The sequence below is a fragment of the Bradyrhizobium niftali genome (assembly GCF_004571025.1).
Classification (GTDB): domain Bacteria; phylum Pseudomonadota; class Alphaproteobacteria; order Rhizobiales; family Xanthobacteraceae; genus Bradyrhizobium; species Bradyrhizobium niftali.
In genome coordinates this window covers 785079-811218 of record NZ_SPQT01000001.1, presented here as the reverse complement: position 1 = coordinate 811218, position 26140 = coordinate 785079, and the positions used below count along the sequence as shown (strand labels likewise).

Sequence of the window (26140 nt, the reverse complement as noted above, 5' to 3'; positions counted from 1 at the left end):
CGTCATGCCGCCTTCGCCCCCGGCGCGCCGTCCTCGACCACAAATGTCGTCAGCCGGCGCACGGCGCTCCTGGCGTCCCTGACGTCATCGAGCGCCTCGAAACCCACTGTGCAATGCCGGGCGTCGAGCTCGACGGTCGCATATCCGCGCCTGTCGCCGCGCGCATAGACGAGATGCGGATTCTCCGCCAATGCCTTGCGCACACTGCTCTCGCTCGGCCCGTCCGAAGTGATGGAGGTGCCGACGAACTCGGTCGCAATGGTCGGGCCATCAGGCCGGGCAAAGTCCTGCTTCAGATCGGCGGTAAAGAAAGCGTGACGGTCGCCGCCGATCACGATCGGGTTGCGGCGATGCGCAACGAGCGAATCAAGGAGACGACGGCGGGCGTTGGGGTAGCCGTCCCAGCCGTCCATCCAGAAGTGCGCGCCATCATCCCCTTCCCGCTTGTCCTGTGCCATCAAGGTCTGCTGCGCGACGATCGTCCAGCGACCACGGCAGTCGCGCAGGCGCGCCCCAAGCCATTGCTCCTGTCTCTCGCCCAGCATCGTCCGCGTTTCGTCGGTTCGGCCTGCACAGTCATTCACCCAGGTCGGGCGTCCGCTTCCGACACAAGCCGATGCCGAGCGATATTGCCGGTCGTCGAGCAGCAGTACGTCAAGCACGTCGCCAAAGCGATAGTGTTCGTAGATCGTGGCGTGCGCGCCGCGTGGACGAGCCGAGAGCGGAAGCGGCATGTGCTCGTAATAGGCTTGATAGGCCGCGGCGCGGATCTTCAGGAACCGCGCGGTGTCACCCACCGTGTAGGAGCGATCATTGGCATAGTCGTCCATCACCTCGTGGTCGTCCCAGACTGATAGCCAGGGAAAGGCGGCGTGCGCGGCTTGCAGGTCGGGATCGCTCTTGTAGAGCGCGTAGCGGTTGCGGAATTCCTCGAGCGTCGTCGGGATGCCGACGCCGTGCTGGCGGACGTGGTGCGATCCCCAGGATTTCTCATAGATGTAATCACCGAGATGAACGACAAGATCGAGATCGCGCGCGGCCATGTCGCGGTAGGCGGCAAAATAGCCCTGCTCGTATTGCTGGCAGGATGCGAAGGCAAAACGGAACGGGCGCGCGGACTCGGCCGGCGCGGTTCGGGTGCGTCCCACCGGGCTAAGCGCCGGACCGGCGCGGAAGCGATACCAGTAGACGCGATCGGGCCGCAATCCCGTCGCCTCGACATGCACGGAATGCGCAAGCTCTGCTGTCGTCCGCACGACGCCGCTGGAGGCGATCCGCGAGAAGGCCTCGTCATCGGCGACCTGCCATTCGACATCCACCGCAGCGTCGCCCATGCCGCCGCTGTCGAGAGGTTGTGGCGCAAGGCGGGTCCACAGGATGACGCGATCCGGCCGCGGACACCCGGACGCAACACCGAGCGCGAAAGGATCGGCGCTGAAGGAGAGTGGCGCTCCGCGCACGAACCCGGCGGGCGCCGCCAACGCGGCGCTCGCCAGCGATCCCAGGAGAAAGCGGCGGCGGGGAATCATGAATGCGCCGGCCCGGTTTCAAGCTTGCGCCGAATGCTCACAGCGAGATCAGGCCGATCGGTGGTGATCTGCCGCACCGGTTGGGCAAGCCAGTAGGCGATATCCTCCGGCTCATTGGTCACCCATGCACCGAGACGCTTGGATCCGAGCACTTGAAGGGCCAGCGGCAATGTGAGCCCCAGGAGCGATTTTTCGACCGCGACAATGCAGCCGGGAATGGCGGCAAATTGTGCCAGCGCGGACGCGATTCCGCCCATCATCTCCGCCGAACGGCGGTCGAGCGAGGCAAGCACCTGCGCCTCCGGCCAGAGCCGGCGCACGGTCGTGATCACGCCGGGCACGAAGCAGGTGATGATTGCACGCCTCTCCAGCCCCCGGCGCTTGATCTCGTCGATCAGCCGCGCTTCGAGGCCCGCATAGCAATTGCCGAGCGCATCGGTCTTGATCTCGATGTGGAGCTCAAGCGTCGTTTCGCTCAACACGCCGAGCACCTCGCCGAGGGTCGGAATGCATTCGTCGCCGGCATCGCGAAGGCGCGTTGCCGTCAACCGTCTCAGGCTGCGCTCGCCAACCGGGCCGCTATCCAAGGTGGTGCGGTCGAGCAGCGGATCATGGATCACGACAAGCCCGCCATCCGCGCTCTGGTGGACGTCGAACTCGACCGCATCGACGCCCTCCTCGCACAGATTGCGGAAGCCCGTAAGGCTGTTCTCCGGCCAAAGATTGCGCGCGCCGCGATGCCCGGCGATGAAAACCATGATCGAACCCTATTTGCTGCTGTCGATAAGACCCTTGATGAACCAGCGCTGCAAGAGCAGGACGACCAGCGCCGGCGGCAACATTGTGAGGAGCGCGCCGCTCATGGCGATATTCCAGGCCGGCTCGCTGTCGGAGCGGGGGATCAGGCCCTTCAGTGCAATGACGGCCGTTGCCATATCCTTGTCGGTCGTAAAGAGGAGCGGCCAGAGATATTGATTCCACCCGAACAGGAACAGGATGATGGCGAGTGCCACCATGTTCGGCACGGACAACGGCAACAGGATGCTCCAGAAGAAATGCAGCGGCGATGCGCCGTCCAGCTTCGCCGCCTCGCACAGCTCGTCCGGGACCGTCAGGAAGAACTGGCGAAAAAGGAACGTGGCGGTCGCCGAGGCGATCAGTGGCAGGATCAGCCCGGGATAGGTGTTGACCATGTTCCATTCGAGCGTGATCGCGACGTCGTGGCCGCTGATCCAGCCCCACAGATCCGCCAGATGCAGAATGTCGGCGAGCGATTGCAGCGGCAACGCCGCATTGGCCACGGCTTCGAAGGTCGGCACGATCCGGACCTCGATCGGCAGCATCAACGAGACGAAGATGAGCCAGAATGCGAGCATCCTGTAGCGGAAGCGAAAGTAAGTGATGGCGAAGGCCGAGAGCAGCGACACCACGATCTTGCCGGCCGTGATACCGAGCGCCACGACGATCGAATTGGCGAAGGTGCGGCTGAAATTGCCCTTGCTCCAGGCAAGTTGCAGGTTGTCGAAAAACTGGTTTCCAGGGAGCCATGGTAACGGCACCTTCTGCACCTCGGTCACGGTGAGCGAGCCCGCCACGAACGCAAAATAAAGGGGTACGCAGACCGTCAGCGCGCCGGCAATCAGGATCGCGTGACAGACCATGTTGAGGATCGGCGAGCGCTCCACCATTCGGCTAGACTCCGTAATTGACCTTGCGGTCGAAGTAGCGGAATTGCAGCAGCGTGCAGATCAGCGCGAAGCTCATCAAAAGAACCGATTGCGCGGCCGAAGAGCCGAGGTCGAGATTGACGAAGCCATCCACGAAGACCTTGTAAACCAGAATGTTGGTTGCACCGGCGGGGCCGCCTTTGGTGACCGCGTCGATGATGGCGAAGGTCTCGAAGAAGCCATATATGAAGTTCATCACCGTGAGGAAGAATACGGTGGGCCCGAGCATCGGCAGCGCGATCGAGACGAAGCGGCGGATCGGACCGGCGCCATCCACCGCGGCAGCCTCCATCAGCGACACCGGTACCGCGAGCAACCCCACGACCAAAAAGATATAATCGTAGCAGACGTGCTTCCACGACGCGGCGAGCGTCACCAGGATCAACGCGTCAGTCGGATTGAGGTTGGGGTCCCATGCAATGCCGACCCAGTGCAGCACCTGCGCGAGCGGGCCGACCGCCGGATTAAACAGGAAAGCCCACAGGATGCCAGCGATCGCGGGCGCAATTGCATAGGGCAACAGGATGATGGTGCGATAGGCCGAACGGCCGCGCACAATCCTGTCAGTGGCAAAGGCGAGGACAAGCGCGCTGCCCAGCGTGAGCACGTTCTGCGCCACCGTGAACCAGAACGTCACCGTAATCGACTGGCGGTAATCGCTACTCGCAAGCAGCGTCTTGAAATTGTCGAACCACACGAACTGGACGTTGGTCCCAAAGGGATCGCTGAGCAAGACGGATTGCATCAGCGCCCGCAGCGACGGGATGAAGAAGAAGAACAGCAGGATCAGCAATTGCGGCAGCAACAGCAGCGTCGGCAGGCCGGGGCCGTCGCCGAAATTGGCTCGCTTAAGGCCGGCCTCTTGCTCGCGGCGACGCACCTTTCCCGACGTTCGGGATCCGCCGGCCGCCGCGCCCGTCCCGGCCTTGGACTGATGGCCCCCGTGCCTTCTCTGAAGCACGGGTGCGCGCGTATCACGCCACGGGATGGACAGGCGCAACGTCATGGACGCTCGGTTTCCAGTGTCTTCCCGGCATTGAGCTTTTCGAACTGCCGCAAGATCTCGTTGCCCCGCTTGACCGCATCATCCATCGCCTGCTGCGGCTGTTTCTGGCCGGCAAAGACTGCCTCCACCTCCTGGCGCTGGGCCAGCATCGTCTGCACGAAATTGCCGAAGCGGAAGCCGCGCGAGTTCTCGTTCGGCGTGCCACGTGAAAGCTGTAGAACGGCAATCTCTCTGGTTGGGTGATCCTTGTAGTAGCCACGCTCCCGCGCAAGCGCATAGGCACGATTGGTAGCGGGAACGTAGCCGGTCGCGCCATGCCACCACACCTGGGTCTCCGGCTGGGCGAGGAAGTTCAGAAAGGCCGCGACGGCGTCATACCGCTCCTGGGTGTGGCCCCTCATGACCCAGATGGCTCCGCCGCCGATGGTGCTGTTGAGAGGCGAATTGATGTCGCTCTCGTGCGGCAGGAAGGTGGCGCTCCAATTGACGGTCGCGTTGCGTTCGATATTGCCGTGCGATGCGGTCGAATTGACGAACGTCGAGCATCGTCCCGACGTGAACAACTGTTCCGGACTGAAGCCCTGGCCTGCGATCTGCATCACGCCGTCGTCGAGCCACTTCTTCAACCGAGCGACTTGCGAGACCACCTTCGTCTTGTTGTAGACGAACTCGGTGCCGAGCCCGTCAAAACCGTTTGCAAGCGTGCCGTAAGGCTGGTTGTTGATGGCGCTGTAGTTCTCGAGGAGGCTCCAGTAGAAGTCGCCCGGCAGCACCGTGCCGCATTCGCTGATCCCCTTGGACTTGATGGTGTAAAGCTGGCTCTCCAGCTCCTGCCAGGTGTCGGCCGGCTTGTCGAAGCCGGCCTTCTGGAAGTGGTCCTTGTTGTACCAAAAGATCGGCGTCGACGAGTTGAAGGGCATCGCCGACATCCGCCCCTTGTAGCTCCAGAAGCTTGCCACCGGCTTGATGAAATCCGAAAAGTCGACCTTGTAACCCTTCTGCTCTATCAGGTCCTGCACGGGAACAACCGCCCCCGAGAGCAGCATCGTCATGTAACCGCGCTCGGCGATCTGCACCATTTCCGGCGGCCGCTTCGCGCGGTAGGCGGCGATCACCCCGTTGGTCACCTCATCGTAGTTGCCCTTGGCGACCGCGACGACGGTGTACTTGTCCTGCGACGTGTTGAACTTCTCGACGAGCTCATTGAGCCGGTCGGCGAGGACGCCGCTCATGGCGTGCCACCACTGCACCTCGACCCGCGCTTGTGCCGGACCGACCAATGCCAACGCGCCGAACAAGGCTGCAATGAATGCGACTTTCCTACCCATGGACAGCCCTCCCTGAAGGCGACTTATACATTTGTATTTCTATCATGACATATGTGTCTCGATGATGAAAGGGGAGTCATCCGCTACGATAGGCAGTCGGAAATCGGCGCATTTTCCCGCGACGTGAATGCTGGTCGCGGCGGGCGGAGCGGTCCCGCGCCAGGTGGTAGCGCGGCATGACCATGCTTTGGACGTGGCCGAGTTGGTGAAGGGAGTTAAGAAGCGCCTCTAATGGCCCGGCCGACTTTCTGCAGGGCCTCAAAGGCTCCGAAGCGCCGATCGGTCCAGTCTTCCAAAGTCGCCTGGGGCTGATGAATTTCCCCTAAGACCGACATCGCCTGCATCGCCTCGCCGAGACTGGCATGGACACCCGAAGCAACTGATCCAAGCATCGCGGAGCCGAGAAGGACGGCCTCCGGAGATGCCGACGCGGCGACCGTCAAACCCGTCGTATCAGCGAGCACCTGTCGCACGAGGCGACTCTTTGCGGCGCCGCCGCTGACCACGATCGTATCAACCGCGATGCCCTTTTCCTGCTGGGCCCGAACGATCTGCCGGGCCCCGTAACCGAGACCGCACAATCCGGCAAGGTAAAGCGCCAGTAGGCTCTCTAGATCCGCGCGCATATCAAGCCCGGCAATCAGTGCACGCGCGTCAGGATCCGCGAATGGCGCGCGATTGCCGAGGAATTCGGGGACAACATGAAGCTCGCCGACCAATTCCGGAATCATGTCGGCACCGCCGCGTGATTCGACTTCCGCGGCAAGCCAATCGGCAAGCGTCTGCTGCTTCTGACGTGCAGCATGTGTCGCCTGCGTGGAATGCGGATGCATCTGCAACAGATGCTCAATCGCAGCGCCGGCGGCCGACTGCCCACCTTCATTGAGCCAAAGCCCCGGCACCATGGCAGAGAAATAGGGTCCCCAAACACCGGGAACGAAGGACGGTTGCGTCGTGGTTGACATGGTACAGGCGGACGTTCCGAAGACATACGCCATGCGCGTGAGCACCGTGCCGGCCGTACCACGTGCGCCCACCGTACCAACCCCGCCGGCGTGTGCATCGATGAGGCCTGCGGCAACGGGCATTCCGGCCGTGAGACCGACATCAGCCGCTGCCTCCGCGGTCAGACCCGCCGCCAGTCTTGTTCCGCCGGGTACGATCTCGGTGCCGATCCTGCGGAACTGCTCGTCCGCTAGCACACCGAGGCCAACCGACCGGAAAAAGTTGCCATCCCAGCGGTTTTCGTGGCCCAAATAGGTCCACTTGCACGTCACGGTACAAATGGAGCGAGACAGGCTCCCAGTCGCACGCCAAGTCAGAAAGTCAGTCAAGTCCATGAACTGCCACGCACGGGAAAACGTGTCGGGCATGTTTTCGGCGAGCCACAACAGTTTTGGTGTCTCCATCTCGGGTGAGATGGCCCCGCCGACATACTCAAGGACTTTCTCGCCTGTCTGGTTGATCCGGCGGGCCTGCTCGGCTGCACGGTGATCCATCCAGACGATGACGTTGCGAGCAGGATCGCCGGACGGGCCGACGGGCAGCGGCTCGCCCCCCGCGCCCAGCACCACCAGCGAGCAGGTCGCATCAAAGCCGATGCCGGCGATGCTATCCGGCGCGATGCCGGCCTGCCCCACCGCGCCACGCACGCTGCGGCATACGGCATGCCAGATATCCTCGCTCGACTGCTCGACGATATCTCCGGCCTCCTGCCAAAGTGCAACAGGAGCTCGATCACTCGCAATGAGTCTGCCCGAGCGATCGAACACTCCGGCCCTTGCGCTGCCCGTGCCGACATCGACGCCAAGAAAATAGCGGTCAGCGAATTCTTTGGTCATGAGGCCACATCCAGATCGCCGATCGGAAGATGCTATAGATCGTTGCTCTGCGGTAGAATGACGAGGTCGCGGATGGTGACGTTTCTCGGACGCGTCAACATGAACAGCACCGCCTGCGCGACTTCCACCGGCTGCATCAAGCCGCCGGCCGCCATTTCTTCCTCGATCTTCTCTTTGGGCCAGTCTTTGATGAGCGCGGTCACAACTGGACCTGGCGCAACAGCGCCGACACGCAAGCCATATTTGGCGACCTGTCGGCGCACGGTATGCACGAAAGCCTGCACAGCGTGCTTGGAGGCCGTATAGATCGGCTCCCAGACGACAGGGACAAGACCTGCGATCGAACTGGTGACGATGATGTCGCCGCTCTTGCGCTCGACCATGTGCGGCAGCACCGCATGAATCGACCGGAAGAGCGCATTGACGTTCAGGTTGAGCATACGGTCCCAAGCGTCGGGGTCGCCGCCAAGCACCTCGCCGCCGACATAGGCGCCTGCATTCGCATGGAAGATGTCCAGTTGACCTGCCTTCTCCAGGACCTGCGACATCATGGTTCCCATGCTTTCAGGATCGGTGAGGTCGATACGTAAAGGAATCGCCTGGTCGCCCAGCTCGACGCTAGCGCTGCTCAGCGCCTCCTCTGCCCGATCGATCAGAACCACCCGCGCGCCCGCCCCGATCAAGGTTCTGGCGCATTCGAGACCGATGCCCGACGCGGCGCCGGTGATCGCGGCGACTTTTCCTGCAAGTTCCTGGGCCACGGCTGGTCCTTCTTGTGAGAGTTATTCAAGCTCGGCCATGGGACAGGCGTGAGCGCCGTGCCAGCGAATCGACGATGACCGCAATAGCGAGTACCGCGCCCGTGATCATGTACCGTAGCGACGAGGAGAGATCGAGCAGCGTGAGGCCGCTCGCGATGGACTGGATAACGATGATGCCGAGGAGTGCAGAATAGGCGCTGCCGCGACCGCCAAATAGGCTTGTGCCGCCGATGACCGCGGCTGCGATCGCGTTGAGGTTGACATCCCCGGTCCCGGCCTGCTGGCTGGAAGATGCCAGCCGCGCTGCGGCAAGAATGCCGCCAGCGGCTGCCAGCGTGGAGCACAGCATGAACGCGGTCGAATAGACCCGGCGAACGTTGATGCCGGCCCGACGGGCCGCCTCGCGATTGCCGCCGACCGCAGACATCGAGCGGCCCCATTTGGTCCGCGTCAACGCGTAGTTCATGACCACGCACAGGCCGACGAACAGACCGAACATCCACGGAACGCCGCGCCCGAGGTTGAGATAATAGACGATGAATTCGAGTACGATTGTAACCAGCAGCGCCTTCAGCACCATGCGGCCAGACGAACTGGCCGATAGTCCCGCCTGCCGACGGCGCGCGGCCGTCCGGTAGCCGGTCACGAACACAACCAGGCTCGCGGCCGCCGCCAGCACATAGGATACGATCGGCGGCATGACGAGCATCTGCCCGAAATTGACCAGCGGTGATCCGTAGGGAAGATTGATCGAGCCTGAAGAACCGAGCAGATACAACTGCAGGCCGAGCCACGCCAGCAGGCCCGCCAGCGTCGAGACGAAGCTCGGCATCCCCAAACGATTGAAAAGAAACGCGTAGAGCGCACCGATGGCGGCGCCCAGTACCAACGCCGTGACGATCGCGACGGCCACCGGCCAATCCTGACCGACCCAAAGCACGCCGATAAGCGCCGAAGAGAACCCGCTCACCGAACCAACCGAGAGGTCGATTTCGCCGACCATCAGGATACAGACGATGCCCAGCGAGATGACCCCGACCGTCGAACAATCGAACAGCAAATTGACCAGATTGTTCGGCGCCAGAAAAACGGGGTTGAGACTCTCGAATGCCGTACAGATGACGATAAGCCCGACGACCACCGGCAGCGAGCCGAGGTCGCCCGACCGCACGCGGTCCACAAAAGCGCTGAACATGTTCCCAAGTGTGTCCGTGTGCTTGACCCGCTCGTCACTGCGGTCGAGCGGCCGCGCCGTCGAAATCCGTTGCGTGTCGCCGGTCATCGCCGCTGCTCCGGCGATTGATGGGCGCGGCGCCGGCTGGCGCGGCGCGAGACCGAGTTTTCGTCCGCACCGGTAATTGCGGTGACGAGGTCCTGGTTGGAGGCGTCGGGTTCGAATTCGCCGTTGTTGCGGCCTAGGCGCAGCACCACGATCCGGTCGGCGACCGCGCGCACGTCCTCCATGTTGTGGCTGATCATGATGACGCCGAGGCCGCGGGCGCGAACGCGCTCGACGAGGTCGAGCACCTCGGCGGTTTGGGCGACGCCAAGTGCGGCGGTCGGCTCGTCGAGCAGAATGAGCTTCGGCTCGGTTAGCAGTGAACGCGCGATCGCCACGGTCTGGCGCTGTCCGCCGGAGAGCGACGCAACGGGCTCGCGCACGCTCGGGATCCGCGCCGACAATTCGCTGAGCAACGTCCAGGCGCGGAGCTCCATGGAAACCTCGTCGAGCCGCACTGGATTGAGCTCTCGGCCGAGGAAGATATTTGCGACTACATCAAGATTCTCGCAGAGCGCCAGGTCCTGGAACACGGTGGCGATACCGAGACCGAGCGCCGCGGCCGGATCGGATAGGACGACATGTTCGCCATCGAAGGCGATCGTTCCAGAGGTGGGCTGATGCACGCCGGCAAGAATTTTCACGAGCGTGGACTTTCCTGCGCCGTTATCGCCCACAAGCGCCACGACCTCGCCAGCATGCACGTCGAGATCGACGTCGGTAAGGGCGGACACAGCGCCGAAATGCTTGGAAATTCCGCGAAGACTTAGAACAGGCTTGCGCAGTCCGCCCTGCGGGTGATCGACATCCGAGATCGTGGTCATTTCCAAGCCCGTGCTCTGGTCGGTCATCCCGGCCGCCGGGAGCGGCCGGGACAGACGCAGTTACTGTGCTATGCCAAGTTTCTTGCAACCGGCGGCATATCGGCCCGTACAGAGCTGATCGGCCGTCTGGATCTTCTTGTCGACGATCTCCGCCTTCAGGTTTTCCTGGGTGACGACCGCCGGCACGAACAGCTTCGACGGCGCATTAAAGAGCGTGGTTTCCGCGTTGGGCGTCTCGCCGGAGAGGAATTTCACCGCCGCCTGAGCAGCCGCAGCGGCCACGATCTCGCTGGGTTTGGAAATCGTGTTGTACTGATCGCCGGCGATGACGAGCTGAAGCGCGGCAATCGTCGCATCGTTGCCCGTAACCGGCGGTACCGGATCGACGCCTGCGGCCTTGAAGGCGGCAATTGCACCACCGCCCGTGCCGTCATTGGCGGCCACTACGCCGAGGATCTTCTTGCCGAAGCGGGTGATCTGGCCGCTCGCCCATTGCTGCGCCTTCGGCGGCGCCCAGTCCGGCGTGTCATATTCGGCGAGAATTGGATAGCCGCTCTGATCAAGACCTGCGTGGATACCCTTCTTGATGAGTCCGGCAGCGGCATCGGTCGGCGATCCATTGATTTCAAGCACGCCCTCCCCCTCCTTCGCCGTGATCTTGGCCGCCTTCAGATGTTTGATCAACGATTCAGAGATGGCCTTCCCGATGGCTTCGTTGTCGAAGGAGACGTAGAAATCGACCTTGGCGTCGGGAACCGGCCGGTCATAGGCAATGACCTTGATGCCCTGCGACTGTGCCATCTTGACCAGGGAGGCCGCGGCGGTCGAGTCGACAGGGTCGAGCACGATCACCTTGGCGCCTTGCGAAATCACCGAATTGAACTGCTGTTGCTGCCGTGCGGCATCTGCGCTGGCGTTCTGGTAGATCACCTTGCAACTGTCGCAGAGTTTCTTCATCTCTGCCGCAAAGCCCGGATAGTCGTGTTGCTCGTAGCGGGTGGAGGCCTGGTCCGGCATGAGGAAGGCAACGGTTGCGTTCTTCACCTCTGCGGCCTGCGAAAACATGACGGTTGTGCCGAGCAGCGACAAGGCCAGGGCAATTGTGGCCGCATCTTTCGGAGAGAACTTTTTCATTTCGGATTTCCTTTCCGGAACTGGGTGTTAGAGTGCCGTCATTGATCTTTTGAAGACAGGCCTTCGCTGCTTCCGTCGCCGACGGCGCAATGAGCGCCGGTGCTCCGAAGCCGCGCAGAATCCTGGACAGACGATTCCTGTCGCGGACTGCCATCGGCATGTCCGCGTCATTCTTCCGCAATGGTCCTCCTCCTTTGCTCCTCCCCGGCTAGGCCGCGCGAGCCGCATTGATGTTGTGCGCCAACAATCGTCTGAAGCGCGAAGGCGGCATGCCCTTCTCGGCCAGAAACTGCCGGTTGAAATTGGAGAGATTGTTGAAGCCGACCTCGAAGCAGATGTCGGTGATGGAAGCCTGCTCGTCGCTCATCAAGATCTGGCAGGCGAGATTGATGCGCAGCCGTTTGACGTATTGCACCAGTGACATGCCCGTGTGCCGGCGGAACGAGCGCGAAAATGCGCTTTGCGACTGACCGGCGATCGCTGCGAGCTCCGTTTCACCGAAAGGTTGCGTCAGGTTCTTCCGGATGAAGGCAAGTGCCTTGTTCATGCCAGCAGACATGTAACCAGACGGGTCGGGCAGGTAGTTTGGGCTGGAGAGCGGGCGCGCCTTTCGGGCGCGGCAAAGTATCCCCAATATCATCATGAACAGCTCGATCCGGCGCACGCCGTTCGCCGTCACGATCTCCTCCATGAGTGGGGCGAGCGCGTCGCTTGTGCTGCGGGTGAAAAGCGCGCCGCGCCGGGAGAATTCCAGCAACGCGGCAAGGCCCGAAAGCTCGGGCATGACCTTCATCAGATCGCCGATAAATTCTTCGCTGAACTGAAGGATGCGTCCGCGCAGCGGGATAGTGCACTCCGCCGGCAGATCGCTCACCCAATTATGCGGCAGGTTGGGGCCGGTGAGCACGAGATTACCCGGCTCGAATTCGCCGATAAAGTCGCCGACGAAATAACGTCCGCTGGTGGCCACAACCTGATGGAGCTCGTATTCGGGATGGAAATGCCAGCGGACCGTGTGGAATGGGTAGCCGTGCGACCACGCCTTGAACGACTCGCCGCGCCGTATCTGGACAACTTCCAGGTCCGGTTCCATATCCGCTCCCTTCAGGCCGGTGCGGTTTGCAATAGTCCGCCCCTGTTCCCTTATCGGCTGAATTTTGCTCAGCGCTTCCTCTTGCCGGGAGAGTAACGACCGGTACTTAGGCACGCCACCACGATTTCAGTGTGCAACTGATACTTTTTTGATGCGCAACACCCGGCTCGACTCCCGTAGCGCCCGACGGACGATAGGCGTGATAATCCGCGACGCAGCCGCGGATCCGGGCTGCTTCGACACCGCGCTCAAGATGGACGAAGACTTCGCACCAGTTCGAATCTTTAGGGTGCGCTATCTCCGCGAAACGACCTTCGGCAATAACGGCCTTGTCGAAAGCGATTGCGCCGACGGAATATCCACATCCGGTAGTCAAGGCTGTCAACCCGCGGAATGGTCTTGCCACAACCGGAGGCCCTGCTCTCGAAAACATACGCTCACATTGGTCGTGACTGGATTTCTGTTGATCTTTCGGTGCACACGTGGCCACCTAACCAATTGAAGCGTTTTGACTTTCGCTCCAATCCATCATGGGCGCCACATAAAAACAATAGTCTTGCGATTTCAACGACTTATCTTATCATCTTAATAGAGACCTTTCGCCGTCGCAAGGATGGTGAAGATTGGGCGCGCGACATGGAGCGCAACATTGACCGCCGCGGATCACCGAAACCAAAGGCTGCTGCGCCGGTCCGTACAGGTCGGCCGCCCTCCCCGCCCGAAGGCGAACCTGGAGCGCCTGCTGGAGCGGCGTCCTGAGGGCGTGTTCGTCAATGCCTACGAGATCGGGCTTATGAAGCGGGCCGCTGCCGCCATTGGGGCAAGGTGAAGAACCGATCTCGCTCATCGATTGGTCGCGCGTTGGCTTAATTCCGGGTCTAGCATAGCATTGTGCGCTTCATGTCTCCGGGAATGCGGACTTTATGATGCGCCTGCAAAAGCTCTCGTTTGATGATTGGCTGGATCACTCGTTTGGACGCGAGGTCCGCTTTCAGCAATCACCTTGGTACTTCGATCCCGAACATGATTGGTGGGACCCGCCACCAGCAGAAGCTGTGTCTTATTTCACGCGACTGTTTGAAGACCCGGAGACCGCATTACAGGGATTTGCCGACAGCCAAATCGCACAAGGCTTAACCTACCTCGCAAATACGAGCGCAAGCGGCGATAACAGATGGCTATGTTCAACTGATGTGCCGATCAAAGACCGTGTCCGCTGCGTGAAGTCCGTCGCAGAACTATTTGCGAAATTGTTCGAGCCGCGGTGTACTCCCAGCTTGTTTCACCTTGGCGAAGCCGATGCGGGGACACTAAACTGTGTCTGCTATATGTGGTGGGATGTGTTTCCGAGCTTGGCTCTTGCCAATGATCCGGACCTGCCAACTCTCCACGATTGCGCGCTGTGTACGATGGAGCGCATCCTTCACCTCAACTCGATTGCTTGTCGGGAGAGCGCTCTGCACGGGTTGGGACACTGGCAACGAGACTATAGTGAGAAGGTGACCCAAATCATCGATCGCTTTTGCGAGGGGCATTCTAGAGCCGACCTTCGGCTTTTGGCCTATGCTCAATCCGCCCGCTGCGGATGCGTGCTGTGATCATTGAAACGGTGTCCGGCGACATGGCGGAGCCGATATCGGGCTAAAGGTTACGATGAGCCGGTTCACTCACGGCCCGCCAAACGGCTTTGGTCTCTCCAGCGGAACGAAAGCGCTCAGATGGGCTGGGTATGTCGACGCGCCGCCGCCTATGGTCGTGCCGGTGCTGATGCTCAAGTAGACGTCCTTCACCCCCTTGGGCGTTTCCAGCAGGATCCAGTTCTTGCTCACACCGCCTATGCCGATAGTCGTAAAGCGCATCGACTTGCCGAACTGCGAACAGGAGATTGGCTTTTCAGTCGTAAACGAATTCCAGGGACCATGCAGGGTACCCGATCTACCGCCAGTCTTCGGAAGGCTTAAGCCAAAGCCCAGGCCGACCGCCGCATAGACGTAGGTGCACTTCAAATTGTTTTCCGTGTCCCATATTGAGAACAAGGCGCTGGCAAACGCAATTCCGGCTCCAGCCCTGCCCTTCACGATGCGCTTGATGGCCGCTCTCGCGGCGAACGAGATCGAACCGTCGACCTCAAGCAGCATGGCTATCTTGAAATTTCGACTAACTTTTGGCTTCGGCGGAACGGGGCGCGGCAAGTCCGGCTTTATGATCGGTTCGAAATAGACCTTCGGGAGCACCCAAAGGACCACCGATCTATCGCTGTCTTCGTCCAGCCTGTGATTTGCCGTCTGCGTATTGCCGATGGCGTGCGTCTGCATTTGCTCCGGGTGGATGCCCATCTCGGACAGAGACCGCGCGACTGTAATCACGCGGTTGGCCGACGTCGTCATATTCCAATCGGCCGCACCGATCCGGCTCGCGGAGCCCGTCATCCAGATCTGACCGGCGTCGTCCTCGAGTAGGGGGACCACTTTGCTCTTCAGAAATTCGGAATGCTCCTTCTTCAAGCCCCGAAACTGGTAACCGGCAAAGTCATCGAAATCGAAATTCCACAGCCGCGCGTGCAGAACCCCCACTCCTGAAAAATCCAGATCGACGTCAACCCTGCCCGGACCAGTTTTGTGAAACATGTCTCTTCGACCTGCAGTAAACAGATAGCAACTCGTCGGCGATCGGCCGGACGGCGCAGGACCGCCTTGTTTTTAGTGCGGGCAAGAGAAGAGAAGTTCATGAAATCGGCAGCCACAACGAAGGTTGTGATCTTCTTCCCATTTCGATCTGGCGCCGAAGCAGTGTGCGCTGTGCAACGCGACATCATTGTCGCGATCGGAGCAGCGACGACCTAGGAGGAGTCGCGATAGGCGTGGAACTCGTACAGCACGACGACTTCGCGGAACTTCCCTAGACTTGGAAGCCCTTACCCAACCGCTGTCGAAACGGCAGCCAAACGTCTGAACTGGAGCGACGAGGTTCTCGCGAACAGGAACTTGGCGTCGTTTGCTCGACTAAGGCTGTCGGTGCCATGCGCGAAACGCAGTCATTCAATTGCTTTTCGATTTCCGACAAGGGGCTCGCCAAGGGCTCCGCCTACGAGGCCTGGCGCGATGGAACTTGCCGTAAGTCCGGCCGCCTCGACGTCGGGCCGGGAGCACACGACTACGTCGATTGCCGCAATGTAATCGTTTGGCTGAATTCAGTGGAGACCGCCTTGCGCAGAGGACGTTCGCACCGTTTCGCGCGGACGCGCGATCTGCAGGACGACGCGACGACTTCTGCGATCGACCGACGACTTATCCGCCAAATCGCTTGACCAGCTTTGAGCCCTTGGCTGCATCGATCTGCTGGCCAGTCAAGTCGGAGCCGGCGCTCAATCCTATCGTCATGAGGTTCTTGACGCGCTGCGCCGCCTGCTTCTCATTGGAATAATCGATCTCGACGTGATCAAGGCTCATCAGATGACCAAGCTCGTGAGCCCAGGCGCGTCCATTGGCGTGGTCATTGCCATACCACTGGACGAAGCTTGCCGGCTCGGGTTCGCTATTGGGGTATGAGCCTCCGCCAGCGGACAGATTTTCAATCGAATTGACGAGGTAGATGTGGATGGCATTGTCCGGATCGTGCCGAGAGGTTAGAACACCCAGCAATCGCTGATCATTGCTGCGTGCGCTCTTTGCCATGTCGAGCGGCTTCTCCATCAGGCAATCGCTGATCACGAACGCGATCTTGGCCTTTGACCAGATCGTATTGACCACGTCGAGCGCCTTCTTGGCCGTGTCGCTGCTCCATTGCCTGGGCTCAACGACCCCTCTCTCGGCAAATGGCGTGATGTAAATCCTCAAGGGAATAGGCATTAGTTTCTCCGAAGTTCGGAATTTGCGATTGTATCTCCGCGCGCTGTCCTCCGCAATTCGGAGGACTGGTTCATTTCGACTCTACCGAAGGAACAATGTCTGGCGGACATGACCCCGATGGAGATTCACCGCGCCGGCTACACCGACATCCAAGAAGACGCCGATCTCGTGTTTCACCGTCGGGCACCGGCAGTATAGACAGGGCGGGCCGGCTATTTGCCGCCGGCTACCGCGTCTGTTTGCTGATCGACCCCCAGTTTGCTCGACGCGTCGGATCAGGCGACGTCGGGCTCGATGAGGCTCAAGCTCGTCATCGGATCGTCCTGCGCTCGAAGATCGAGCGCTCCGGCGGGAACGTGAAAATGACGGTCATCACTTGGGGAGATTACGAGTACAAGGGCCACAAGAACGTCCTCTCTCACGGAGGATCAGCTCCTGGAGAACTTCTACGGCTTCGTGGCCGCCAAGCCATGGCTCGATAGACGCGAATTCTTCGCAAAGTCCATCACTGCCCGAAGCCGAACTGACGGCCTTGCTCCGCGCTGTTGACCTGAATGCAAGCTGCGACCGAGACCGTCGATCCGCGAGCCCGTCCTTGGACTTCACGTCCCCTCGATCGCCGTCAGCGGAACTTTCGTTTGAACCACGCTAGAGCGTTCTGGTGCGCTGCCGCGAGCAGGCCAGCAAGAATACAATAACTGTTTTACATCAACATCTTATACAGAGGTCGCACGATAGCACAATATTGGCGGGCGCCCATCATCCACATGAATCGGCGCACAACGCCCGGCCGCAATAATCCTCCGCACCTTTTGAACGCCTCCGCATTTCAAAACAACACATAGGAATGGATCGGGCTCGAGATCGGTACCGTATGCAGATAGGCAGCCGCCAGTAGCGTACGAATTCAGGAATTTTTCTTACGCGGCCGTCCTCGCGACGTTACCATTCTACGGGCATAGGTTGGGTGTTCGCCATGAGATTGTACAGGCACCTCCGAGTTGGTCTTCTTCTCGCCGCTTCGCTGTTCCTGGCCTCTCAGCCAGCCTGGGCGACAAAGCGCGTGGCTTTGGTGGTCGGCAATTCCAGCTATCAAAACGCCCCACTGCTTCCAAACCCGGCCAATGACGCCGCGGCCATCGCCGCGACCTTGAAGGGCGCTGGTTTCGACGTGGTTGACTCAAGGCTCAACCTTGCCGCGACCGACATGCGGCGGGCCCTGAGAGAATTCGCCGATCAGGCCCGCAATGCCGACATTGCCTTGGTGTACTATGCTGGCCACGGTATCGAGATCGACGGAACGAACTACCTGATCCCGACAGACGCCAGACTCGAGCGTGACACGGATATCTATGACGAAGCATTCTCGCTCGACCGTGTCCTGCTGGCGATCGAGCCTGCGAGGCAGCTGCGCGTTGTGATCGTCGACGCGTGCCGCAACAATCCGTTTGCCGACTCAATGAAGCGCACAGTTGCCTCGCGATCAATCAGCCGCGGGCTGGCCAGGGTCGAACCTGCCGTCTCCAACACACTGATCGCGTTTGCCGCGAAAGCCGGACTAACCGCACTCGATGGCAACAGCAAGAATAGTCCGTACGCGACGGCTCTCGTGAAGTATATTGCAAAGCCGGGGCTCGACTTGCGCAGGGCTTTCGGCTTCGTCCGCGACGATGTCTTGCAAGCCACAGGCAACCGACAGGAGCCCTATGTCTACGGCTCGCTGGGCGGCGAAGACGTTGCACTTGTTCCGGCTGCCAAGGCCGAGGAGCCGATACAAGCAGCCAACCCCCAGTCGGAAATTCGTCGCGATTACGAATTGGCCTTGCAGCTCCGCAACAAGCCCGCTCTGAACGCGTTCCTGACCCAGCATCCCGACGGATACTACTCAAATCTGGCCAAGCTGCAGCTTAATCAGCTCGAGGCCGAGGACGCACGCGTCGCGGCGACGGCGAAAGCGCAGCAGGCCGAGCAGCAACAAGCTCGCCTGATGTCCCAGGGCGCCCAGCGTGCCGAACAGGAGAAGGCGGCCGCGGATCTGAAGGCCGCGGAAGAGGCCCGGATTGCCGCCGAGAGGACGAAGCAAGCGGCGCAGGAGCAGGCCACCGAGGCGGAACGGAAACGGACTGCATCCGAATCTACAATCGTCGCTGCACTCTCCGGGAATAAACCGGCCGCTGAGAGTACCGTCGCGGATAACCCCACGGCCGCTGCGCCCGGTGAGGACAGCAAGACGCCCAAGCTTGCGGCACTGAGCGACGAGCCGCGCCAGACCGATATCGCAAGAGCCGATATCGCCAAGTCCGTACAAGGCGAATTGAGCCGCGTCGGCTGCTTCGCCGGCCCCGTCGATGGCCAATGGAATGCGGCCTCACAGCGCTCGTTGGCTCTCTTCAACCGGCACGCAGGCACCAGACTGGACGTCAAGCTTGCAAGCCTGGATGCTCTTGACGCGATCAAGCTTAGGCCATCGCGGGTCTGCCCGCTGATCTGCGATCGCGGCTACAGGCCCGACGGCGACCAGTGCAGCAAAATCACCTGTGCCGAGGGCTCGTTCCTCAACGACGACAATGAATGCGAGAAGCAGCGCGGGAAGAAGCCGGTTGCCAAGAGCAATACGGATGACCGTCCGTCGCGCGCGGATCGTTCGGCCCGCCAGAGTCGGCAGCCGACAGCGGACGTTCCGCCGCGACAGGCGAGCCCGAAGCCGCAGGCGGATGGTGCCAAGCGCAGCGCATCAGGCGCCGGCGGACAGATCTACTGCAATGACCTCTTGTGCCGCCCCGTCAAGCGCGGCTGCCATCTCGAATATCGCGGCGGAGGTGGCCCCTACGCCAATCCCAATGCCGAGGTCTGCAACTAGCGCGGCGAGATGCTACGCCGGCGGCGTCAGGAAGCTATCGGGACGCCGGATTATCTCGAGTGCGCCGAGCCGCCGACCCTAGCCTCGGCTCGGTCGACGACCTTGTGTCTGACTTGGCCGAAGCGGAGCGACCTGCGTGGTGGCGTGTGAGCTCGAGCAGAGGGACGCCAGCGCCTTTCCAGGGGTGACGCTCTTCACGAAGCGGCAGGCGCCCGGCATGAAGCCGACGGCGGTTTATCTTCCGCCAAAGCACCCAACAGCCGCCACCAAGTTCGATGTCGTGATCTGGCTTCACGGCTTCTACGTCAAAAACCATGAGTTCCTGTTCCGCAACGATCCAGCGCGACTGCGCGAACAAGTCCGGGATTCCGGCAAGGACGTGGTGCTTATCGCGCCGTTCCTGGGCTACGAATATGCCGTTGGCGACACCTTTGCCGGAAACTACAGCGTGTCTGACCTGGCAACCGCGAACTGGGGCGAACGCTATCTCGAAGAGATTCTTGGAGCTCTTGCCAGGTTCCTGGGTCTCTCCTCGACGTCCATTCCTCAGCTCCAGATCGGCAAGCTCATCATCGCATGCCACTCCGGCGGTGGTAACGGCATGCGCAATCTCGTCGGGAGCCTTGGAAAGTATCAGGGCAAGCTGACGGCTTGTTGGGGATTTGACTGCCTCTACGGTGCCAATGCGCGGCCCGACGATGCGACCTTCTGGTACCAGTGGCTGTCTGGACAGAGCGGCCGCGCGCTCGAGATCGTGTATGGTCCATCAACTCTCCCGCAATCGGTGAAGCTGGACCTGATCGGGCGCGGGCTGGCGACGGCCGATGGCAATCAAGCACAGCCACAACGCCCTGCTCTCAAGAACCTTAGCGTAAGGGTCGGTCATTACGACCTGTTCCCGGCATTTGGCCAGATGGTCAGGGTCAACGACCTGGACCCGGCTTACGTGGATCGCTTCATGATACCGCAGGTCGCTGACCAGCCAAGTCTGCGCCACAAGCCGGCGCCACAGCACGGGGAATTCCTTCAGGGCGCGATTTCCAACGTTCGCAGCGCTTTTCCCTTTCCAAAGGACATTCATTACATGATCGCCCGGGGCGGCTTCTTCAGTCGGCTGAGCAAGCTTTAGCCTTCACAGGCCTTGGCCTTGCCGGGCTCACTTGATGGAATAGGATTTGACGTCGAACGACCAATTATTCGTCACCAGCTTTCCGCTGCCGTTGTCCGGCACGCGCAGCTCACTGGTCCAGGCCGTTAGATAGCTCAACGCCTCGGCCTGATCTTGTAGCTTGCGCGGCAAGTCCGGCAAATCGAGCAACTGCACCCGCCGCTCGCTCAGGATGGCGATCATCACTGCTGACCCAGTCGGCGGTGAGACGACATATTCAAAACCACGCTGCCGAGCCGCCGGGGTTGGAACGACAAATTCGACGCCGGGCTTGACGAGATTGATGTCGCGTCCGTCCGACTGCGCCAATAGCTCGGGAGTCGGAAAGATCTGGGACATCCGCCCTTCCGCGTCGACGTCGACGAGAATGAGATATCCCGGCTTCCTCGCGGTGACGCCGAACGTGACCTTGCCGCCGAGGTTGACGGTCTGACCCGGCAGGATCTGAAGGGACACACTCGCGGTATTGGCCTGCCTGCGCGCCGCTTGTACGGGCCAAAGCCAGGGTGCATACGTCGTGCCGACATTCAGCGATGCCGACGGCAACGGTGCTGCGGACGAAGCTCCGCTACCCGCCAGCAGCAGCAGGAATGCGAGCCATGGTCGCTCCCGGCGGATCGGCTGCGATGACGGCATGGCCGGCTCTCCCTAAGAGTCAGGGAGCACTGAAGAAGCCGATCGAGGCGATCCGCGCGTCCGCAGGCAAGTACCGCTCGAGGCTCTTGATCACCTGCCCCGAAGCGCGGCGCCGGTTGAGCTGCATCAGGACTGTCTCAAGATCGACCATGCGCTGCTGCGAGGTCACTGCAACGATCTGTTCCGCACCGAACGGCTCGCCGACCCTGAGCGGTAGGCGCAAACTCGCCGATCGGGCCAGTGCCGCATCGGAACCCACCGGATACAACAATTGGATGGTGCCATCGCCAGACACATTGAACAGCAACACCGCTCTTGACCCCACATCAGACAGATCAACTTCGACAGTCTGGCCAGCACGCTGTTGGCGATCGTCCGGCCAGATGCGCATGATCTGCGGCGACCGGGTCGCAATGCGCTTCAGTTCACGAATTGCCGCTGTCCGGTCAACGACCGTCGGCAGGCTGGCAACGTCGATCCCGTAGGCGACTACGTCGCCCCACGCGATCACGTCGTGCGACACGGGATCCCAGATCAGGTCGGGATTGTCCGTCGGCTGAACAGCCTGCACGGGAACATCCTTTGGCACCACGCTCGCAAAATAGTTCGTCTTGCCGTCGAGCGCCGCCAGCCGGATTGGCGCAGCGAGACGGAGCGGGGCCGGCGCGTCGCCGGTCGGAAGTTCCTTGGTCGCCGCCGCGGCAAGGGTGGGAATGTTTGGTGCCTTGGCCGTGACAGCCGGCGGCGCGGGCGCTTGTCCCTCGACGGGCGCCCCGGATCCGGCCGGGCCGGAGGCCGCTCTCGCGGCCGGCCCCTGAATCAGCACGACACCGCGCGTCAATTCGAAGGCGATGTCGGTATCAGGCGTCAGGGGCGGCGATGATATGGTCACGATGTTCTGGCGCTGGTCCGAGAGCTGATAGACCACCTGTCGAACATTGCTGAAGAGCTCCTTGAGCGTCACCTTCCCATCGTGATTGACGTCCGCGCTCCCCTCCACCGCCCGCGCGACCGCATAGCTGAGAGCCCCGCGCAGGCCATCGATGCCAGGGATGCGGACTTCCGGCGCCTTGGTGTAGCGGTCCACCGCAGCCAGGAACGCCGTGTGGTCAAGATCGAGTTCCGACTTCGGATCGTTGCTGTCCGACACCGGCTTCAGTTCGTCAACCAGCAACGTGTAACGCGGGACCTGCCGGAAGCTCATCTCAGCGGCACGCGGATCGATATCGCGCACCATACCGCCGCCGTGGCAGGTATCAGCCACGAAGATCACCTTCGCTCCGCGAAGCTCGAACTGCCGGATGAAATGGTTGAACTCACTGCCCAGAACACGCTCAACGGACCCGGTTGGCGTGGTTTCAAAGCCTGGCAGCAGGAACACGTTTTCCATCCCGTCCGGCTCCGAGCCCTTGACGCGCTCCGGCTCCTGGGTTCCATGACCTGCGATCGACAGAAAGATGAGGTCGTTGTTCTTGGTCCGCTCCACCAGTGAACTGATCTCGCGCAAGACGCTTGCCCTGTCGGCCTGTGTGTTAGTCAGTACGACGACGTCGCCAACCCCCATGCTCTTCAAGCTGGTCACGATGTCAGTGGCGTCGGCGACCGCGCCCTTCAATTTCCGCACGTGCTGATAGTCATCGATCCCGATCACGAGCGCGCGCACCGCCGCCCCGTCCGGATTGCTGATCGACAATCCTCCTGCCGCATGCGCGTGCGGGGATATCAGCCCGATCAACGCAGCGAGCCCGATGGTGGCGCATAGCCGCTTGATCCCGCAATCAAGTTCCCTGGGCATCCGCATCGTGATCCACCTCGACATCCTTCCTATCCATTCTGTAGCGCCAGCGACACACCGGGTTCAGCGCCTTTTGCTTGCCGTCTTGCGGCCCGCCTGCGGTTCGGCCTCTTGATAGGCGCTCGCTGAGACCGTCGCCTGGTCATCCGCGAACGCCCGAAAGCGGACCGGAACGTAGCCACGCGAAAGCAGGCTCGCCAACGGGTAGACGTTGCGGCAGACGCGGCCGTTGCAGCCACCGGTCGAGGATTCCATCACCTCGGCCTTGCGATCGGGCGTGAACCGCAGGAACAACATCACGTGCGAGCCCGGCTTGTTCAGCGCATCGCCGGGCCTCAGGTCCCAGGGATTTGCCACGGGGGCTGCGATCGCAGGAATAGCGGCAGTCGTGTAGTGGACGGAAAGTCCCCACGCGGCGCTGACGAATGCCGAACAGTCGACGCCAGCAACATCCGGCCGTGGCGCATTGCGAGTGCACACATTGCCAGCCAGCGTTCCGCTCTCGATCCGCTGACGGAAGTTCGCGAGCGATCCGTGGCAGCCCCAGCAATAAGGTACGCCGCGCACCTCCTGGTTCACTTTTCCCTGCAGATACCACGGCCGACGAACACGGCTGAAGCCGCTGCATTGGCTGTCGGGATCGCTGCCGTAGTTGGCCTGCGTCAGCTTCCACTGGATGCCCTCGAACGCAAACGCGGTCTCGATCGCCTGCTGGCGATTGGACGGTCTCACGGCGGCCGACGCGTCAAATTTGACGTCGGATCGCGGTGCCGGCGCGGCTGCCGTTCGCGACGGCCGCACGTCGATAATCGAAGCGTTGGTCAGAGGCCTGAAGCCGACGCCAACCACTTCGATGCCGTCCGGCTTGGTCCGCAGGAAATAGACATCGCCATCGCCCGAAACAGTTACGAACCGCCGGGTCAGCGGCGTATTTTCCAAAGGAAGCTCATAGATTCCTTCGAGACGGCCGTTCGCAGCATAGCGTGCGACGAACGTGGAGGCGTTCTTTCCCGATGGCGGAACGTCCTCAGCAAGCACGTAGAAGCGGTCGCCGTTGTCGATCTCAAGAAACTCCACCGTTCCGAGCTGGTTGCGCACCCGCAGGCTTAGCTGTGCGATCGTCTCGTTGGTGACCATTGTCTGGATCTCGACCCTAACGCTGGCATTGCCCTTGTCCGGAATGATATCGGCGATCACCGAGCCCTTACTTCGAGAAGCCACATATTGCCGGTCGGGCTGCCGCGTCGTCGTGACGATGGCCGCGCGGGTATTCTGGTCGAGCAAGTCGGCCGCGCTGCCGGGCGCCTGCGATCCCATCTGGGCGAAAGCGGAGACGGCGAGCTGATCGTCCGCGCCACGGCTCGAGACCTCCTCAAGCTGGATCACGTCGCCACCGATTCCGCGCGTGGACTGCCCTGGCGCCGCCTTCAGCGTCCGTACGCCGCCGTCCCAAACCATGATGTCGTCGTTGTGGACCACGAGATCGGTCGGCTGGACGTCCTTCGGCATCTTGAGGACGTCAGGATCTGAGCTCGGCTGTTTCGGGTCAAACTGCAGGATGCGACCATTGACCTGATCGAGCACAAACAGGTTGCCCTGCCCGTCGGCGCTGAGTGCTTGTGGTCCCGCGAGTTCCACGTCCTCGCTGGCCGGAACGATGCCGACCATGGAAGCAGCCAAACCGCTGGCAAAGCTGCGGACGACAGTATCGTCGGCATGCGCCTTGGTTCCGAAAATGCCAGCGCCAACGATGAAGACCCAGATCCAACGATTTGGACGAAGCATGTTCGCCTCAATGTACCCCGAACCGATCGCAGCGTCGGATCGACTAATCCGTGATGCCGTTAATGCGGCGCGTCAATTAGTGGTGAGCAATCTCAATCACGTTCAATTCTATCACTTGACGGTGATAGTCCGAATTTTCTTCAGCTTGCGGTGCAAAACATGGCCCGGAATAGATTTGAGAAAGTGAGCGAAGTTCAGCCCGACGCGATCACGCTGCTCCTGAAACGCGACAATGACGGCGCCTGCGGATCAATCGTGCTGCCGGCCGCCGCGAGCCGGGGACGGCTGACCACCGACCAGATCAGCGCGCAATTGCCGGCTCAGGATGCTTTTCGCGGCGCGATCCGGCTGGCAAACGATGTAAAGCTGGCGCTGGTGGTGTGCGATCCAGACGGGGTCTGGAAGTCCGAGTGGGGCGATCTTTATCAGCCGATCGATTGACCCGCATCGGATGGAACCCGCATATGTTGCGACGCCGCATGGAGACTAGCTTGCCGAACGGAGTCTGCATCCGACCGTCGTTCCGGATACGGGCCTTGATGGTCGCGCTGCTGGTTGGGACGGGCTGGCCGGCACGCGCCAACGACTCGGCTGCGGAATTGTCGATCGGCGGGCTCCAGTTCGTACGCACCAATGAAGTGGCCATGGAGAGCGAGAACCTTAGTATCGGGCTCGACAGAATCAGTGTTCGCTACCAATTCGCCAACGTCACTGCCAAGCCGGTCACGCTTACTGTTGCCTTTCCGCTGCCCGACATCGACCTGTCGGAGGCTGAGAACATTGCACTGCCTTCAAATGATCCGATCAACTTCGTCGACTTCGAGACCAGGGTCGACGGCAGCCCGGCCCCGCTGACCGTCGATCAGCGCGCCATGGTTGGCAATAGGGATGTCAGTGCCCTGCTCCGCGAACTCAAGCTGCCGCTGCTGCCGATTGGTGGCCGCGAGATCCGGGTGAGCGACCTACCCGCGGCGACTCGGACCCGGCTCGTGGACGACGGACTTATGATGCCTGCCGGAATGAGCGACAACGGTCGCCAGCAGTATGCGCCAGGCTGGGTTATCAAGACCTCGGCTGTACGCCAGCAGGTGTTTCCGCCCATGCGCACCGTCACGGTCGAACACCAGTACCGGCCGAGCGTCGGCTCCAGTCCTGACACCATCCTGCGCCCGAGCCTACGCCGCAGCAGCGCACTGGGTCAGCAAGTCGCCCGTTACCGGAAAGAGTACTGCGTCCAGGATACGTTCCTCGCCGAGCTCGACAAGCGCGCGGGCAGTAACCAGACCAACAGCGCGAACCTGCAGGAGAGGCGCATATCATACGTGCTCAAGACCGGCGCGAATTGGGCCGGGCCGATCCGGTCGTTCAAGCTGACTATCGACCCAGGCGGCAACGACCGCTTGGTGAGCTTCTGTCCTGGGCGGCTCAAGGCATCGTCTGCTTCCGGAAACACGCTTGAATATACGGCAAACGACTTCAAGCCGGATGCCGACCTGAAAATCCTGGTGATCGGGACATTCTGAGCG

Annotated in this window: 23 protein-coding genes; 7 read left to right on the top strand and 16 right to left on the bottom strand. The window is 61.3% G+C overall.

Annotation, left to right across the window (positions count from 1 at the left end; genetic code table 11):
* Window positions 1-2 precede the first annotated feature (2 nt).
* The 11 genes from E4K65_RS03585 to E4K65_RS03535 all read right to left on the bottom strand — a co-directional run bounded on the left by E4K65_RS03585 (window position 3) and on the right by E4K65_RS03535 (window position 12522).
* Window positions 3-1529, bottom strand: a complete 1527-nt coding sequence (locus E4K65_RS03585; RefSeq protein ID WP_135172926.1) for an alkaline phosphatase D family protein — start codon at window positions 1527-1529, stop codon at window positions 3-5.
* On the bottom strand, window positions 1526-2287 hold the full coding sequence (locus tag E4K65_RS03580) for a glycerophosphodiester phosphodiesterase family protein (RefSeq protein WP_135172925.1): 762 nt from the start codon (window positions 2285-2287) through the stop codon (window positions 1526-1528). Before E4K65_RS03580 ends, E4K65_RS03585 begins: the two co-directional genes overlap by 4 nt.
* A gap of 9 nt (window positions 2288-2296) precedes the next feature.
* The gene (locus E4K65_RS03575; RefSeq protein ID WP_135172924.1) at window positions 2297-3217 is read right to left on the bottom strand and encodes an ABC transporter permease subunit; all 921 of its coding nucleotides are present in this window, start codon (window positions 3215-3217) and stop codon (window positions 2297-2299) included.
* Between the two features lie 4 nt (window positions 3218-3221).
* Window positions 3222-4262 (bottom strand): ABC transporter permease subunit, encoded by a 1041-nt coding sequence (locus E4K65_RS03570; RefSeq protein WP_135172923.1) that lies wholly within the window; start codon window positions 4260-4262, stop codon window positions 3222-3224.
* A complete protein-coding gene (locus E4K65_RS03565) occupies window positions 4259-5590 on the bottom strand; it encodes an extracellular solute-binding protein (RefSeq protein ID WP_084302198.1) in 1332 nt (443 codons plus the stop codon). The genes E4K65_RS03570 and E4K65_RS03565 overlap by 4 nt, the downstream gene beginning before the upstream one ends.
* 215 nt (window positions 5591-5805) lie before the next feature.
* On the bottom strand, window positions 5806-7431 hold the full coding sequence (locus E4K65_RS03560; protein ID WP_135172922.1) for an FGGY-family carbohydrate kinase: 1626 nt from the start codon (window positions 7429-7431) through the stop codon (window positions 5806-5808).
* 32 nt (window positions 7432-7463) lie between these two features.
* The gene (locus E4K65_RS03555) at window positions 7464-8192 is read right to left on the bottom strand and encodes an SDR family oxidoreductase (RefSeq protein ID WP_092191293.1); all 729 of its coding nucleotides are present in this window, start codon (window positions 8190-8192) and stop codon (window positions 7464-7466) included.
* Window positions 8193-8217: 25 nt separating this feature from the next.
* Window positions 8218-9474 (bottom strand): sugar ABC transporter permease, encoded by a 1257-nt coding sequence (locus E4K65_RS03550; RefSeq protein WP_135172921.1) that lies wholly within the window; start codon window positions 9472-9474, stop codon window positions 8218-8220.
* A complete protein-coding gene (locus E4K65_RS03545) occupies window positions 9471-10295 on the bottom strand; it encodes an ATP-binding cassette domain-containing protein (protein ID WP_135173203.1) in 825 nt (274 codons plus the stop codon). Before E4K65_RS03545 ends, E4K65_RS03550 begins: the two co-directional genes overlap by 4 nt.
* A 60-nt stretch (window positions 10296-10355) precedes the next feature.
* Window positions 10356-11429 (bottom strand): ABC transporter substrate-binding protein, encoded by a 1074-nt coding sequence (locus E4K65_RS03540; RefSeq protein ID WP_135172920.1) that lies wholly within the window; start codon window positions 11427-11429, stop codon window positions 10356-10358.
* A 208-nt stretch (window positions 11430-11637) separates the two neighbouring features.
* Window positions 11638-12522 (bottom strand): AraC family transcriptional regulator, encoded by an 885-nt coding sequence (locus tag E4K65_RS03535; RefSeq protein ID WP_135172919.1) that lies wholly within the window; start codon window positions 12520-12522, stop codon window positions 11638-11640.
* A 649-nt stretch (window positions 12523-13171) separates the two neighbouring features.
* Here E4K65_RS03535 and E4K65_RS46895 point away from each other — a divergent pair.
* Entirely contained in the window at window positions 13172-13351 is a 180-nt protein-coding gene (locus E4K65_RS46895) for a hypothetical protein (RefSeq protein WP_167770490.1), read from the top strand.
* Window positions 13352-13445: 94 nt separating this feature from the next.
* Window positions 13446-14120, top strand: a complete 675-nt coding sequence (locus E4K65_RS03525; RefSeq protein ID WP_135172917.1) for a hypothetical protein — start codon at window positions 13446-13448, stop codon at window positions 14118-14120.
* Window positions 14121-14189: 69 nt separating this feature from the next.
* On the opposite strand, the gene E4K65_RS03520 is transcribed toward E4K65_RS03525, so the two are convergent.
* A complete protein-coding gene (locus tag E4K65_RS03520) occupies window positions 14190-15149 on the bottom strand; it encodes an OmpA family protein (protein ID WP_135172916.1) in 960 nt (319 codons plus the stop codon).
* Window positions 15150-15541: 392 nt separating this feature from the next.
* On the opposite strand from E4K65_RS03520, the gene E4K65_RS03515 reads away from it, so the two are divergent.
* Window positions 15542-15829 carry a hypothetical protein gene (locus tag E4K65_RS03515; RefSeq protein ID WP_135172915.1) on the top strand — a complete coding sequence of 96 codons (288 nt, stop codon included), beginning with the start codon at window positions 15542-15544 and terminating at the stop codon, window positions 15827-15829.
* On the opposite strand, the gene E4K65_RS03510 is transcribed toward E4K65_RS03515, so the two are convergent.
* Window positions 15810-16214, bottom strand: a complete 405-nt coding sequence (locus E4K65_RS03510; RefSeq protein ID WP_235885452.1) for a hypothetical protein — start codon at window positions 16212-16214, stop codon at window positions 15810-15812. The two genes, E4K65_RS03515 and E4K65_RS03510, sit on opposite strands and share 20 nt — an antisense overlap.
* A 1132-nt stretch (window positions 16215-17346) precedes the next feature.
* Here E4K65_RS03510 and E4K65_RS03505 point away from each other — a divergent pair.
* A complete protein-coding gene (locus tag E4K65_RS03505; protein ID WP_283813805.1) occupies window positions 17347-19230 on the top strand; it encodes a caspase family protein in 1884 nt (627 codons plus the stop codon).
* Between the two features lie 217 nt (window positions 19231-19447).
* Window positions 19448-20359 carry a hypothetical protein gene (locus E4K65_RS03500; protein ID WP_235885451.1) on the top strand — a complete coding sequence of 304 codons (912 nt, stop codon included), beginning with the start codon at window positions 19448-19450 and terminating at the stop codon, window positions 20357-20359.
* 27 nt (window positions 20360-20386) lie between these two features.
* Here E4K65_RS03500 and E4K65_RS03495 read toward each other — a convergent pair whose 3' ends face one another.
* From E4K65_RS03495 to E4K65_RS03485, 3 genes are read right to left on the bottom strand one after another with little or no spacing between them, the layout of a single operon-like run.
* Entirely contained in the window at window positions 20387-21034 is a 648-nt protein-coding gene (locus tag E4K65_RS03495; protein WP_011086390.1) for a DUF4384 domain-containing protein, read from the bottom strand.
* Between the two features lie 19 nt (window positions 21035-21053).
* Window positions 21054-22853, bottom strand: a complete 1800-nt coding sequence (locus tag E4K65_RS03490; protein ID WP_135172912.1) for a caspase family protein — start codon at window positions 22851-22853, stop codon at window positions 21054-21056.
* 39 nt (window positions 22854-22892) lie between these two features.
* Window positions 22893-24614, bottom strand: a complete 1722-nt coding sequence (locus E4K65_RS03485) for an NHL repeat-containing protein (RefSeq protein ID WP_135172911.1) — start codon at window positions 24612-24614, stop codon at window positions 22893-22895.
* Window positions 24615-24797: 183 nt separating this feature from the next.
* Here E4K65_RS03485 and E4K65_RS03480 point away from each other — a divergent pair, with 183 nt between their 5' ends.
* Both E4K65_RS03480 and E4K65_RS03475 read left to right on the top strand, forming a co-directional pair.
* On the top strand, window positions 24798-25055 hold the full coding sequence (locus tag E4K65_RS03480) for a hypothetical protein (protein WP_235885450.1): 258 nt from the start codon (window positions 24798-24800) through the stop codon (window positions 25053-25055).
* A gap of 98 nt (window positions 25056-25153) precedes the next feature.
* Window positions 25154-26137 (top strand): DUF4424 domain-containing protein, encoded by a 984-nt coding sequence (locus E4K65_RS03475; RefSeq protein WP_167770541.1) that lies wholly within the window; start codon window positions 25154-25156, stop codon window positions 26135-26137.
* Window positions 26138-26140: the final 3 nt, after the last annotated feature.